This window comes from Pantoea sp. EKM20T (assembly GCF_011800485.1).
GTDB classification, from domain to species: Bacteria; Pseudomonadota; Gammaproteobacteria; order Enterobacterales; family Enterobacteriaceae; genus Pantoea; species Pantoea agglomerans.
The window spans coordinates 105,542-117,925 of the sequence record NZ_JAALFW010000008.1 but is presented as its reverse complement, the minus strand read 5'-3'; the positions used below and the strand labels follow the sequence as shown (position 1 = coordinate 117,925).

General features: G+C 54.4%; 15 protein-coding genes. 8 read left to right on the top strand and 7 right to left on the bottom strand.

The window, feature by feature from the left end:
• The first annotated feature begins 15 nt into the window (after positions 1-15).
• A complete protein-coding gene (locus HFD94_RS15150) occupies positions 16-792 on the top strand; it encodes a DeoR/GlpR family DNA-binding transcription regulator (protein ID WP_010257462.1) in 777 nt (258 codons plus the stop codon).
• On the opposite strand, the gene fdhD is transcribed toward HFD94_RS15150, so the two are convergent.
• A complete protein-coding gene (gene fdhD, locus HFD94_RS15145; RefSeq protein WP_033785824.1) occupies positions 789-1,613 on the bottom strand; it encodes a formate dehydrogenase accessory sulfurtransferase FdhD in 825 nt (274 codons plus the stop codon). The two genes, HFD94_RS15150 and fdhD, sit on opposite strands and share 4 nt — an antisense overlap.
• Positions 1,614-2,017: 404 nt before the next feature.
• Between fdhD and fdnG the strand changes: the two genes are divergently transcribed.
• The 5 genes from fdnG to HFD94_RS15120 are packed head-to-tail and all read left to right on the top strand — an operon-like array spanning position 2,018 to position 8,177.
• Positions 2,018-5,068, top strand: coding sequence for a formate dehydrogenase-N subunit alpha (fdnG, locus tag HFD94_RS15140; protein ID WP_167433264.1), 3,051 nt, complete (start codon positions 2,018-2,020; stop codon positions 5,066-5,068).
• A 12-nt stretch (positions 5,069-5,080) separates the two neighbouring features.
• The gene (gene fdxH, locus HFD94_RS15135) at positions 5,081-5,980 is read left to right on the top strand and encodes a formate dehydrogenase subunit beta (RefSeq protein WP_167433263.1); all 900 of its coding nucleotides are present in this window, start codon (positions 5,081-5,083) and stop codon (positions 5,978-5,980) included.
• A complete protein-coding gene (fdoI, locus tag HFD94_RS15130; RefSeq protein ID WP_010257478.1) occupies positions 5,980-6,621 on the top strand; it encodes a formate dehydrogenase cytochrome b556 subunit in 642 nt (213 codons plus the stop codon). Before fdxH ends, fdoI begins: the two co-directional genes overlap by 1 nt.
• Positions 6,621-7,544, top strand: coding sequence for a formate dehydrogenase accessory protein FdhE (gene fdhE / locus HFD94_RS15125; protein ID WP_052270951.1), 924 nt, complete (start codon positions 6,621-6,623; stop codon positions 7,542-7,544). The genes fdoI and fdhE overlap by 1 nt, the downstream gene beginning before the upstream one ends.
• Before the next feature lie 21 nt (positions 7,545-7,565).
• Positions 7,566-8,177 carry a glutathione S-transferase gene (locus tag HFD94_RS15120; protein WP_022624824.1) on the top strand — a complete coding sequence of 204 codons (612 nt, stop codon included), beginning with the start codon at positions 7,566-7,568 and terminating at the stop codon, positions 8,175-8,177.
• A 242-nt stretch (positions 8,178-8,419) separates the two neighbouring features.
• Here the strand turns inward: HFD94_RS15120 and HFD94_RS15115 are convergent, their stop codons facing one another.
• The 3 genes from HFD94_RS15115 to HFD94_RS15105 form a co-directional block, all read right to left on the bottom strand.
• Complete coding sequence (locus HFD94_RS15115; RefSeq protein ID WP_167433262.1) at positions 8,420-9,001, bottom strand: hypothetical protein; 582 nt, start codon at positions 8,999-9,001, stop codon at positions 8,420-8,422.
• Between the two features lie 570 nt (positions 9,002-9,571).
• The gene (locus tag HFD94_RS15110; RefSeq protein ID WP_010671632.1) at positions 9,572-9,871 is read right to left on the bottom strand and encodes a type II toxin-antitoxin system RelE/ParE family toxin; all 300 of its coding nucleotides are present in this window, start codon (positions 9,869-9,871) and stop codon (positions 9,572-9,574) included.
• On the bottom strand, positions 9,868-10,152 hold the full coding sequence (locus HFD94_RS15105) for a DNA-damage-inducible protein J (RefSeq protein ID WP_010671631.1): 285 nt from the start codon (positions 10,150-10,152) through the stop codon (positions 9,868-9,870). Before HFD94_RS15105 ends, HFD94_RS15110 begins: the two co-directional genes overlap by 4 nt.
• A gap of 369 nt (positions 10,153-10,521) precedes the next feature.
• On the opposite strand from HFD94_RS15105, the gene HFD94_RS15100 reads away from it, so the two are divergent.
• Together HFD94_RS15100 and HFD94_RS22895 are read left to right on the top strand one after the other, a co-directional pair.
• Positions 10,522-10,746: a SymE family type I addiction module toxin gene (locus HFD94_RS15100; RefSeq protein ID WP_033767623.1), complete on the top strand. Its 225-nt coding sequence runs from the start codon at positions 10,522-10,524 to the stop codon at positions 10,744-10,746.
• Positions 10,747-10,757: 11 nt separating this feature from the next.
• Positions 10,758-10,955, top strand: coding sequence for a hypothetical protein (locus tag HFD94_RS22895; protein ID WP_181955367.1), 198 nt, complete (start codon positions 10,758-10,760; stop codon positions 10,953-10,955).
• A 175-nt stretch (positions 10,956-11,130) separates the two neighbouring features.
• On the opposite strand, the gene HFD94_RS15090 is transcribed toward HFD94_RS22895, so the two are convergent.
• The 3 genes from HFD94_RS15090 to HFD94_RS15080 all read right to left on the bottom strand — a co-directional run bounded on the left by HFD94_RS15090 (position 11,131) and on the right by HFD94_RS15080 (position 12,293).
• A complete protein-coding gene (locus tag HFD94_RS15090) occupies positions 11,131-11,478 on the bottom strand; it encodes an immunity 8 family protein (protein ID WP_031593501.1) in 348 nt (115 codons plus the stop codon).
• A gap of 11 nt (positions 11,479-11,489) precedes the next feature.
• Positions 11,490-11,912 carry a filamentous hemagglutinin gene (locus HFD94_RS15085; protein ID WP_122889814.1) on the bottom strand — a complete coding sequence of 141 codons (423 nt, stop codon included), beginning with the start codon at positions 11,910-11,912 and terminating at the stop codon, positions 11,490-11,492.
• A gap of 192 nt (positions 11,913-12,104) precedes the next feature.
• On the bottom strand, positions 12,105-12,293 hold the full coding sequence (locus tag HFD94_RS15080) for a hypothetical protein (protein WP_073832249.1): 189 nt from the start codon (positions 12,291-12,293) through the stop codon (positions 12,105-12,107).
• Positions 12,294-12,384 lie beyond the last annotated feature (91 nt).

Sequence of the window (12,384 nt, the reverse complement as noted above, 5' to 3'; positions counted from 1 at the left end):
TAAAAGGAAACCTCTATGCTGCAGGAAACGCGCCTTCATCGCATCCGTGCCTTACTGACCCGGCTTAACCAGGTGAGTACCGAGCGCATTATCAGGGAGCTGGGGGTCTCACGCGAAACCGCGCGCCGCGATATCATTGAGCTGGAAGCGCTGGGTCTGGCACGCCGCGTTCACGGCGGGCTGGTGGCGATTGAAACGCGGGCTGAACCGCCGCTGACGGAACGCCGCAGTACCCAGACCCGGGAGAAGCGCGCCATCGCCCGCGCCGCTGCGCAGTTGCTGCAGCCCGGACAGACGCTGTTTCTGGATGCGGGCAGCACCACCACGCTGCTGGCAGAGGAGTTGCACGCCCTTTCCGGCCTGACGATTGTGACCAACAGCCTGCAGGCCGCGCTGGCGCTGAGCGCCGGAGAAGAAGATCAGCCGCTGAATAATCAGATTATTTTGCTGGGCGGGACGATGTCGGCGGGCGCACAACAGACGCGCGGCGAAATTACCGTGGGTGAGATTATCCGCTATCGCGCCGATGTGGCGCTGCTGTCGCCGGTTGGCATTGAGGCGGGTTGTGGTGCCAGCAGTTTTCATCCGCACGAAGCGGCCATCGCCAGGGCGATGGTGCAGCAATCCACTTCCTGCTATCTGCTGGCCGATCACACCAAACTGGGGGTAGTCAGCCGCACGGTTTACGCGCCGTCACCGGCGATCAACCTGCTGATTACGGATAGTGGCGGCGACAACAGTGCCGCCCTTGAGGCGTTGCAGCAGACGCTGCCAGAGGTGATGGTGGTTTAACGCAGCCGCTGAGGATGGCTGTAAACCGTAGCGCGTCCAGGTTTACTGAACCCGACCAGCGTCAGATTGCAGCGCTCAGCCACCTCAACCGCCAGGCGGGTCGCTGCCGAGACTGCGAACAGGATCTCAACCCCGCACATGGCGGACTTCTGCACCATTTCATAGCTGGCGCGGCTGGAGACCAGCACCGCGCCTGGCCCCCACTCAGCCTGGCTGCGATAGCCCAGCAGCTTATCCAGTGCCACATGGCGACCCACATCTTCACAGCCACCGGCCAGCTGACCATCAGGCTGGATCCACGCGGCAGCATGGGTGCAGCCGGTTTTCTGTCCGACCGGCTGATACGCTTTCAGCTGGCCCAGCGCCCGATCCAGCTGATCCAGCGCAAAGGTCTGGGTAAACGGCAGCGGAGAGAGCGGCTTGCCAATCTGGTCCAGCTGTTCAACGCCACACACGCCGCAGCCGGTACGGCCTGCCAGCGCACGACGCTGCTCTTTCAGCGCCATAAAACGGCGGCTGGAAAGCTCAATCTGAACCTCAATGCCGTGACAGCCCGGCACGATGTCCATGCCGAAAATGTCGCCTGGCGCGTCGATAATGCCCTCTGACAGCGAAAAACCCAGCGCAAACGCCTCCAGATCTTTGGGCGTGGTCATCATCACCACGTGAGAGATGCCGTTGTAAACCAGCGCCACCGGCACCTCGTCCGCCAGCCAGTCAGACTCTGCTGCGGTCAAATCGGCACGCTGCCATACCTGCGTTCTGCTGACGCCGGCCTCAATTGTTAAATCTTCGCCTGAGTCAGGCTGGATAGCTTTCAAAAAGTACGACCTGTTGTTAATAAATAATGAAATGCGACAGTCAGTGCGGCTGCATAACAGCGATCAGACGCAGACTAATTTTGCCTTCTGGCCCGATGTGGCGCAAATAAACAGCGGGGCAATTCATGCGGTTTTCTCACCGGGAAAGGCGCAGCCACGCCTGCTGGCGGGCAGAATGAGAATGGGTATCTTTCAGGCTTTAACATCGGTAAGCATAAAACAACAGTAATTATCTGCCGCTACGGGAAATCTGCTTGCGCCGGGGATCCGTTGCCGAGGATTTTTAACAAAATTTAGAAAAAGAATTACTAATGACTAACCTGTTGACCCTGGTCAACTTACAGGCAGATAGGGCTGCTATTTTGCAAGGCTTCGCAATGGAGCCAATAAAGAAGAACGATAAAATGCAAATTAACAGACGGAGTTTTTTCAAAATCTGTGCTGGCGGGTTGGCGGGCACCAGCGCGGCGTTACTCGGTTTTGCCCCCACCACAGCCTTAGCCAGCGTCAGAGAGTTCAAACTCATTCGCGCCAGAGAGACACGTAATAACTGCACCTACTGTTCAGTCGGCTGCGGCATGCTGATTTACAGCCTGGGTGATGGCGCTAAAAATGCCCGCGCCTCGATTTACCATATTGAAGGCGATCCTGACCATCCGGTCAGTCGTGGATCGCTCTGCCCCAAAGGCGCGGGCGTGCTCGACTTTATTCACAGTGAACAGCGCCTGAAATACCCGGAATACCGCGCGCCAGGCTCGGATAAATGGCAGCGCATCAGCTGGGATGAGGCATTTGACCGCATAGCCCGCCTGATGAAGCAGGATCGCGATGCCAATTTCCAGGCCACCAATGCCGCTGGCGTCACGGTAAACCGCTGGCCGACTACCGCCATGCTCTGCTCTTCCGCCGCCAGTAATGAAACCGGCCTGCTCGATCAGAAATTTGCCCGCTCGCTGGGTATTCTGGCGCTGGAAAATCAGGCGCGCCTGTGTCACGGCCCGACCGTGGCCGCGCTGGCCCCCAGCTTTGGTCGTGGTGCAATGACCAATAACTGGAACGACATCAAAAACGCCAATGTGGTGATGATCATGGGCGGCAACCCCGCCGAGGCGCATCCGGTTGGCTTTAAATGGGTGATTGAAGCCAAAACTCATAACAATGCGCAGGTCATCGTGGTCGATCCACGCTTTAACCGCTCTGCGGCGGTCGCCGATCTCTACGCGCCACTGCGTGCCGGCAGCGATGTGGTTTTCCTGATGGGGGTGATCAACTATCTGCTGCAACACAATCAGATTCAGCAGGAGTATGTTCGCGCCTTCACCAATGCCGCCCTGATTGTCAGCGAAGGCTTCAGCTTCAGCGACGGATTGTTCAGCGGTTACGATGCTGAAACCCGTCAGTACGATCGAACCAGCTGGCACTATGAGCTGGATGAAAACGGCCATGCGAAACGCGATGAGAGCTTCACTCACCCACGCTGCGTGCTGAATCTGCTGAAAACCCATGCCAGCCGTTACACCCCGGAAATGGTGACGCGCCTGTGCGGGACCTCGCAGGAATCCTTTATTGCGGTGTGCAGGCAGCTGGCCTCAACCTGTGTGCCGAATCGCACCGCGACTATTCTCTATGCGCTGGGCTGGACTCACCACACCAACGGTTCGCAGATTATCCGCACGGCGGCGATGATTCAGCTGCTGCTGGGTAATATCGGGATGCCAGGCGGCGGTATTAACGCGCTGCGCGGCCACTCCAATGTGCAGGGCTATACCGATCTCGGCCTGCTGGCGCAGAGTCTGCCGGGCTATCTGCCACTGCCCTCAGAGAAGATGACCACGCTGGCAACCTACCTGCAGCAGGCCACGCCGGTCGCGACACTGCCGGATCAGGTCAACTACTGGCAGAACACCGACAAATTTTTCGTCAGCCTGATGAAGAGTTTCTACGGCGATAAGGCCACAGCGGAAAACCAGTGGGGCTACGACTGGCTGCCGAAGTGGGATAAGAGCTACGACTGCATGGCGCAGGCGGAGATGATGGAACAGGGCGCGCTCAATGGTTGCCTGATTCAGGGCTTCAACCTGCTGGCCGCCTTCCCGGACAAAAATAAAGCGGTCCGGGCACTGTCCCGCCTCAAATATATGGTGGTGATCGATCCGCTTCGCACCGAAACCGCCAGCTTCTGGCAGCATCACGACGAGTTCAACGATGTCGATCCCTCGAAAATCCAGACCGAAGTGTTCCGTCTGCCCTCTTCCTGCTTCGCTGAAGAGTCGGGATCGGTGGCGAACTCGTCGCGCTGGCTGCAGTGGCACTGGGCGGCCGCGGAGCCGCCCGCTGAAGCGCTGCACGACGGTAAAATCCTCGGCAATCTGTTCATGCGTCTGCGCGCGCTCTATCGCCTGGAAGGCGGAGCAAACCCTGAACCGCTGATGGCAATGCGCTGGGACTACCGCGATCCGTCTAATCCTGAGCCGGAAGAGGTGGCGCAGGAGAACAACGGTCAGGCGCTGGCCGACATTTACGACGCCAGCGGCAAGCTGTTGCTGAAAAAAGGCCAGCAGCTCAACGGCTTCTCAGAGCTGCGTAACGACGGCACCACCGCCAGCGCCTGCTGGATCTACAGCGGCAGCTGGACGCCGGAAGGCAACCAGATGGCACGACGCGACAACGCCGACCCATCGGGGCTGGGCGCGGTCTCCGGCTGGGCCTGGGCGTGGCCGGCTAACCGCCGCATTCTCTACAACCGCGCCTCCGCGGATGCGCAGGGTAAAGCCTGGGATCCGAATCGCCGCCTGATTGAGTGGGATGGCACTCGCTGGCACGGCATTGACGTGCCGGATTATCCGGTAACGCTGTCGCCGCAGCAGCAGGCCGGTCCGTTTATCATGCAGCCCGATGGTCTTGGCCACCTGTTTGCGCTCGATAAGATGGCCGACGGCCCCTTCCCGGAACATTACGAACCGATGGAAAGCCCGCTCGCCGACAATCCTATGAATCCGCAGCAGCGTCATAGTCCGGTCGTTCGACTGTTCAGCAGCGACGCCGCGCAACTGGGCGAGGCCGCTGACTATCCCTGCGTCGCCACCACCTATTCCATCACCGAACTGTTCCGCCACTGGACCAAACATGCCCTGCTGAACGCGATTGCGCAGCCGGAGCAGTTTGTTGAAATCGGCGCCGAACTGGCAGAGGAGAAAGGCATCAAGGCCGGAGACAGCGTCAAGGTCTCGTCGCGCCGTGGCTATATCAAAGCCAAAGCGGTGGTAACACGTCGTCTGCAGCGTCTGATGATTGACGGCAAGCCGGTTGATACCGTGGGTATTCCCTGTCACTGGGGCTTTGAAGGCACCACGCGTAAAGGCTTCCTCGCCAATACGCTGACGCCGTCGGTTGGCGATGCCAACTCGCAGACCCCGGAGTACAAGGGATTTTTAGTGAAAGTGGAAAAAGCGTAACGGTAGATGACAATGGCTTATCAATCACAAGATATTATCCGTCGCTCAGCGACCAACGGCTTTACCCCACCGCCACAGGCGCGCGATCACCAGCGTGAAGTTGCGAAGCTCATTGACGTCACCACCTGTATTGGCTGCAAAGGCTGTCAGGTCGCCTGCTCCGAATGGAACGACATCCGCGATGAAGTCGGTCATAACATCGGGGTCTATGACAACCCTACCGATTTGACCGCCAAATCCTGGACGGTGATGCGCTTCTCGGAAGTTGAAGAGAACGGCAAGCTGGCCTGGCTGATTCGCAAAGATGGCTGCATGCACTGCGCCGATCCCGGCTGCCTGAAAGCCTGTCCGTCGGCAGGTGCCATTATTCAGTACGCCAACGGCATCGTCGATTTCCAGTCTGAGCAGTGTATCGGCTGCGGCTACTGCATTGCGGGTTGCCCGTTCAACGTGCCGCGGCTCAACAAAGAGGATAACCGCGCCTACAAATGCACCCTGTGCGTGGATCGCGTCAGCGTCGGCCAGGAGCCTGCCTGTGTGAAGACCTGTCCGACCGGCGCCATTCATTTCGGCAGCAAAAGCGACATGCTGACGCTGGCGGAGGAACGCGTGGCGGAGCTGAAGTCGCGCGGGTTTGCGCAGGCTGGCCTCTACAACCCGGAAGGCGTGGGCGGCACCCATGTAATGTATGTGCTGCATCATGCCGACAAGCCTCAGCTCTACCACGGTCTGCCTGCTAACCCGGGCATCAGCCCGACGGTGACCTTCTGGAAGGGGATCTGGAAACCGCTGGCGGCGGTGGGTTTTGCCGCTACGTTCGCCGCCTCTATTTTTCACTATGTTGGCGTTGGCCCGAATCGCGTCACTGAAGAGCACGACAACAACGACGATCACCCTGAGGAGCGCAAATAATGAAAAAGCCCGATCATCTGGTGCGTTACCGCGCACCCGAACGCATCAATCACTGGATTGTCGCGATTTGCTTTGTCATGGCCGCGTTAAGCGGATTAGGGTTTTTCTTTCCGTCGTTCAACTGGCTGATGCAGATATTTGGCACACCACAGCTGGCGCGTATTCTGCATCCTTTTGTCGGCGTGGTGATGTTCGTTGCTTTTATGCTGATGTTTTTGCGTTACTGGAAACACAACCTGATTAATCGCGATGACCTTTACTGGGCCAGAAACATTCACCGGATTGCGCTGAATGAAGAGGTGGGTGATACCGGTAAATATAACTTTGGTCAGAAGTGTGTGTTCTGGGCTGCTATTATCAGCTTAGTGTTGCTGCTTGCCAGTGGCATCGTGATCTGGCGACCTTACTTTGCCGATGCCTTCGCCATTCCGCTGATTCGTCTGGCGTTGGTGGTGCATTCGGTGTCAGCGGTGGCGCTGATCATCGTCATTATGGTGCACATTTATGCTGCGTTGTGGGTCAAAGGCACACTGACCGCGATGGTGGAAGGCTGGGTCAGCGCCGAATGGGCCAGGCAGCACCATCCTCGCTGGTATCGCGAGCAGCGTAATCCGCCAATAAAACAGGAAAAACGCCCCTGATGAGTATTCGCATAATCCCGCAAGATCAGCTGGAGAAAGGCGAAAAGACAACGGCGGAGATGATTCCGCCGTTACTTTTTCCACGGCTGAAAAATTTATACAGCCGTCGTGCTGCGCGACTGCGTGACCTGGCGGCGAAAAACCCACTCGGCGACTACCTGCGCTTTGCGGCGGTGATCGCTGAAGCGCAGGAGATTGTGCTGTATGACCATCCGCTGCACATCGACCTGCATGCCCGCCTGACGCAGAGCGCCAGCGAGGGTAAGCCGCCGCTGAATATTCATACCCTGCCGCGCGATCCCCACTGGCAGCGACTACTGCATTCACTGATTGCCGAGCTGAAGCCAGAGATGAGCGGTCAGGCACTGGCGGTGCTGGAGAATCTGGAGAAGGCGTCCGCCACCGAGCTGGAGACGCTGGCCAGCGCGCTGTTTACCGGCGAGTATGCGCTGGTCAGCAGCGACAAAGCACCCTTTATCTGGGCGGCGCTCTCGCTCTACTGGGCGCAGATGGCGGCCCTGATCCCAGGCAAAGCACGCGCTGAGATGGGCGATCAGCGCCAGTTCTGTCCGGTCTGCGCCAGTATGCCAGTCGCCAGCGTGGTGCATATGGGCAGTCATGAGGGCGCGCGCTATCTGCACTGTAATCTATGCGAAAGTGAATGGCATGTGGTGCGCAGCAAATGTACCCAGTGCGAACAGTCCCGTGATCTGCACTACTGGTCGATCGACAGCGAACGGGCGGCGGTGAAAGCAGAGAGCTGTGGCGACTGCGGCACTTACCTGAAGATGCTCTATCAGGAGAAAGATCCGGCCATTGAACCGGTGGCAGATGACCTGGCATCGCTGATACTGGATGCCAAAATGGAGCAGGAAGGCTTCGCACGCAGCAGTCTCAATCCCTTTATGTTTCCTGGCGAATAGTCACTGACTCTGGAGAACCCGATGAAACTGATTGGCAGCTATACCAGCCCGTTTGTGCGTAAGATTTCGATTATCATGCTGGAAAAAGGCATTACTTTTGAATTCGTTAACGCATCGCCTTACAGCGATGACAGCCACGTGCCGCACTACAATCCGCTGGGCAAAGTTCCGGCGCTGGTCGCTGACGATAAGCAAATCTGGTTCGATTCCAGCATCATTGCGGAGTTTCTGGAACTGCGTGGCGTGGAACCTGCTCTGCTGCCTGCCGATCCGCTTGAATCGCTTAACATCCGTCAGCTGGAGAAGCTGGCGGATGGCGTCAGCGATGCCGCGCTGGTGATCGTGCGCGAGCAGATGCGTCCGGGAAATTTGCAGTCGGAAGAGGTGCTGCTGCGCAATCGTGAAAAGATTCAGCGCAGCCTCGACATGCTGGAAGCGAAGGCGGCAGAGGGGAAATGGCTTAACAACGGCCAGCTCAATCTGGCGGATATCGCCACTGGTTGCATGATCGGCTACCTCAATTTCCGTCGCGTAGTGCCGAACTGGTGTGTCGAACGACCCGCGCTGGTGAAACTGGCGGAAACACTGTTTCAGCGTGAGAGCTTTGCGCGGACGACGCCGCCTGCGGCGTGATGGTGTGCTGAGCCAGAACCATTAAGAAGGACAATGGTGTCTGGCTCCATATCAAGGTAATGACTTCATTAAGAGCAGCAGAAATCTGGAGCCAGGCTATAGATCAGTAAAAGCCCACGAATATTAATTTTACTAGATTATCTTCATTCCTGCCTCTGGACTTTCCGCTCGGAAATTTTAACTATCACTCAGTTAACCCGGATTTATAAAAATAATAATTAATGCGTATAGTTGTTTTAAAACTAATCATAAATGAACTTATAATTTATAATGTAAGACCCTATTTTATTAGTATGAGCCGTCACCCATACTTTAGTCATACCTTGCTTCCTGTCATTGTATAAATTCGTACGATTTGTACAAAGTTGAAGCCATCTTTTTGTGTGAGCATCTTTAATCCACAAGCCAGCTTCACAATGGCTATATTTCCCAACTGCCGGACCTGGAAACGTAACCTCATATTCAGACTCATACTGAACAATGTTACCAGGAGCGATATAAACATAGACACTGTAACAATTTAGAATGCATATAAGACCAATAGAAAAGCCACATCCAAAAGCTTTCAGTACATAGATAGCTGATTCACCAACTGGTCTAAAATAAACAACTCGCCCCGAAAAAACAAGACCTACTATTGATGCAACAGTAATGTATGTTGTCCACTCGGGAACACTCTTCATTAATACAATACGACTTGCGACGCCAGTTGACCACATCAGATACCATAGCCATGCTGCGAATATGATGAAAAAAACGGAGAGTAATAAATAGCGTTTAACATTGCCTTTTTCATAGCCAGAAACAAAACGGCTTCCATGCATTTTAATCTTTCCTTATATAACACTAAAACTTATTTTAACTTCTGGTTGTTAGTGAGCTATCTTCTCATAAATATACTTTCAAACAATTTAATTTGCTAATGGAATTAGCGAAAACTCACTTTCACTTTGCTAGTTGACTATAGGTTTTAGAGCGTATTTTTATTATACTTCGTCACTGACACCGTCCGGTACGCCTGTCAGCGCCGAGTTGCAAGAAGCATAAGAGGTTACCGTACCCAGCAACGCGCCCCTATCGCCTGTACTTCCGAATAGTCTTCCGTCAGCTTATTTATCTGTGTTGCCAAGCAAACTGCATCCGTATCGCTTACCACCTGCGCCAGGTTCTTACCCGTCAGCCCCTTCACCGACACCGTCTGGCGGAAACACTGTTTCAGCGTGAAAGCTTTGCAAGGACGACGCCGCCTGCGGCGTGATGGTGTGCTGTAGATGGCAGGTGAAAAATTAAAAGGTGCGGTTTGGGGGCTAATTGTCTAATTCAGCTCTGAAGCGTGCCGTTCTGTCTGACGACGTTCTTATGCCTGACAATCTGATGCTGGATGAACAGGCTAACTATCTTTGATAGCGGCCTGATATTTTCCGGGATGTATGAAGTACTCGCAGGATGCAAACGCCATCTGTTTCGGCAACATAGATGATGATGAACGGAAAGCGTGGCACCACCAGTTTATATTGTTTTTCTGTGCCGACTTTTGTTCCGGCCCGCGGGTTTTCGCTAAGCAGACTGGCCATATGGGTAAACTTATCGTCTGTTGCACTGGCTACCAGCAGGCCAGCCTCACGATACAGATAACGAAATATCGTCTCCCTGTCTGCCTGCGCCTGTTTTTCCCATTGAACGGCTGATATCACAACGTTCCCCGCGCGGCCTGCGCTTTCAGTTCTTCCATGCGGGCATTCATTTCATCGTTACTGATGAACTCGCTATCACCGGCTTCATAACGACTGAATGCCGCCGTGATTTGCTCTTCCAGCCATGCATCATGTTGGCCATCCTGATATTGCCGCTCTTCAGCAGCCAGCTCTTCCGCTCGCTGACGCATAACCTCTGTCAGCGTCATCTTCTGGCGCTCTGCTGCCCGCATCGCCAGCCGTTTAACGTCCTCATCAATCCTGAAGTGGATAGTACTCATAACCTGACTCTCGCGTGGTGTCATTTGTGGTGTCATCATGCCTGTCATCCTTTTCCCTGTCATCATCATTTCACTCTTATGCGATGCCGGAAATCGCCATACCCATATAAACAAATGGCCGGCTGCAGATGCTGAAGAGAGTATTGGGAAGAGGATGTAAACGAAATAGTAAATGGAAAAAACAATCCGTTTTTCAGAGACGACTCGCAGTTTATTACTTAGCTTTCAGCGAGTTTACAAAGCGGGCGGTGTATATTTGAACAGGAGAAAACAGAAAAGGAAGAACGTAACGAGAGATTTTTAGCGCGAGCTGAAGGTGGTGGAACACCAACAGCCCGCTGACCACAACTAACTGAACTGGAGTTAATTATGGCTAGAGCTGATTCTACGTCAGAACCCGCTGTACCCCAAGCACGCAAAAGCATCGTTGGTTACCGCCCCAACGGTGGCAGACCGAATCCATTACCCCAACTGACCATTAAAGGACGATGGCTGGAACAGTGGGGATTTATTAAAGGACAGCCCGTAAATATCATCGCCGAACAGGGTCAGCTGATTATCCGCATCGCGCCCGTCAGGGAGGATGATTTATGAATATCGCCCTTATGCAAGGACCAGTCCCGGAGTTGAACATCACGGGCGGCCAGCTGGCCGCTCTCGGATTTAACACCGACACGCCGTTCCGGGTGACGCGCCACGATAACTCGCTGACAGTGGCTATCGTCACCAATGAAGCGGAGTGGAAAGAACTCTGTATAGCCTGTAGCGATCGTGGCTCGATTCTTCATGGGCGGACTGGGTGAGGGAGAACGGCGAGGTGATTATCGGCGGCGACTGGCTGACCGGCTTTGATATCACTGAGGCGGAACAGCTGGAGATTACCGCTGAACCCGGTGTGATTCGGTTGCAGCGGCGGTAAGCGGGGAGGATTTAGGGATTAAAAGCAAAATCCCGGTCTCACTGGCCGGGATTTAACGTTTAAGGCTGATAATCTTCATATTCCCAGGCAAATACGCGGGAGAGTTTATGCGCTATCTCCATCCAGTCTCTCCCTTCGCACTGGTCGATATAATCCGTAATGGTTTTGGTGATCTCATCCAGATCGTATTTACGCACCAGAAGCGTATGGCGCATCAATTCTGGTAGCCAGTGGTGTTTGCAGAGCCATTCTGGGGTACAGACATAAACCTCAAAATGATTTATTCCTTTTTCTTCTGATGGCCCTATACATAAATGGGCTAAAAATTGAAAACAATCATCTTCTTCAGGTTCATAACTTGATAAATCAAGCCAATCACAACCAATACTTCTCAGAGATGCTTTCATTTATTTTCCCCTTAAATATTCAAGTGACCGTTACCAGTTTTATCCATTTTTCCTGTTTCAATATTTTTTGTATAACTTTCAAAGTTAGCCTGAGTTACCGTTGGATTTAATGAATCCGGAGCATTTGGCTTTTCTTTAGGGGATCTATAAATTCTGGTTCCATCAGCACTGACTAATCCTGTGCCATCACTTGTTGGTCTGGCTCCGTCTCCCACCCAAATTTTACCCAGCCGATCAGCTTCCTCTTTAGTGCCAGTACCATAGTTCAGCTTCCCATTGTCACCTTTGACAACCGCCGCCAGTCTGGGATCCTGCTTCGCGATATTATTCAGATTTTGCTGGATCAGATCTTCTTTCAGTTTTGGATAGGTAGCTGAACTATAGGCCGATATTTCATCACTTGCTTTATTAATCAGCTTCGACGCTTCAGCCACGTCGCCTTTCTTCAGCGCCGTTTCTGCTGCCCTGATGACCTTGCCTGCCGCATCTCCCGCGCCAGGAATGGTACGAGGTTACCGCACCCAGCACCGCGTGCGCCATCAGGTTCGCCTGGATATTAACCTTACCGTTCGCGTCCGTCGTCAGCTCATGTATCTTTTCCGCCAGGTACGGTGCCGCCGCGCCGCTTATCGCCTGCGCAAGGTTCCCACCAGACAGCCCCGGTAACGTTCACGTTCGCCGCCCCCGGTCATCGAGCCGAACGTGAAGCTGCCGCCCGCGCTGGCGCTCTGCTGCTTACTGTCGTAGCGGTCGCTGTCTTCCTCCGAGGTCAGCGTCAGGTTGCGGCCCGCATCCACCTTCACGCTCGTCGACACGCTGATGCATTAGCCGCCTGAACTCATGCCGATGCTGATGGCCTACTACGCCTTACGCCCCATTCCGAACCTGCTGTACGCGAAAATCTGA

Bases quoted from the DNA above. Each gene is read 5' to 3' on its own strand.
- fdhE (WP_052270951.1), top strand. From the start codon at position 6,621: ATGAGTATTCGCATAATCCCGCAAGATCAGCTGGAGAAAGGCGAAAAG.
- fdnG (WP_167433264.1), top strand. From the start codon at position 2,018: ATGCAAATTAACAGACGGAGTTTTTTCAAAATCTGTGCTGGCGGGTTG.
- fdoI (WP_010257478.1), top strand. From the start codon at position 5,980: ATGAAAAAGCCCGATCATCTGGTGCGTTACCGCGCACCCGAACGCATC.
- HFD94_RS15150 (WP_010257462.1), top strand. From the start codon at position 16: ATGCTGCAGGAAACGCGCCTTCATCGCATCCGTGCCTTACTGACCCGG.
- HFD94_RS15115 (WP_167433262.1), bottom strand. From the start codon at position 9,001: ATGCATGGAAGCCGTTTTGTTTCTGGCTATGAAAAAGGCAATGTTAAA.
- fdxH (WP_167433263.1), top strand. From the start codon at position 5,081: ATGGCTTATCAATCACAAGATATTATCCGTCGCTCAGCGACCAACGGC.
- HFD94_RS15105 (WP_010671631.1), bottom strand. From the start codon at position 10,152: ATGAGTACTATCCACTTCAGGATTGATGAGGACGTTAAACGGCTGGCG.
- HFD94_RS15090 (WP_031593501.1), bottom strand. From the start codon at position 11,478: ATGAAAGCATCTCTGAGAAGTATTGGTTGTGATTGGCTTGATTTATCA.
- HFD94_RS15120 (WP_022624824.1), top strand. From the start codon at position 7,566: ATGAAACTGATTGGCAGCTATACCAGCCCGTTTGTGCGTAAGATTTCG.
- HFD94_RS15100 (WP_033767623.1), top strand. From the start codon at position 10,522: ATGGCTAGAGCTGATTCTACGTCAGAACCCGCTGTACCCCAAGCACGC.
- HFD94_RS22895 (WP_181955367.1), top strand. From the start codon at position 10,758: ATGCAAGGACCAGTCCCGGAGTTGAACATCACGGGCGGCCAGCTGGCC.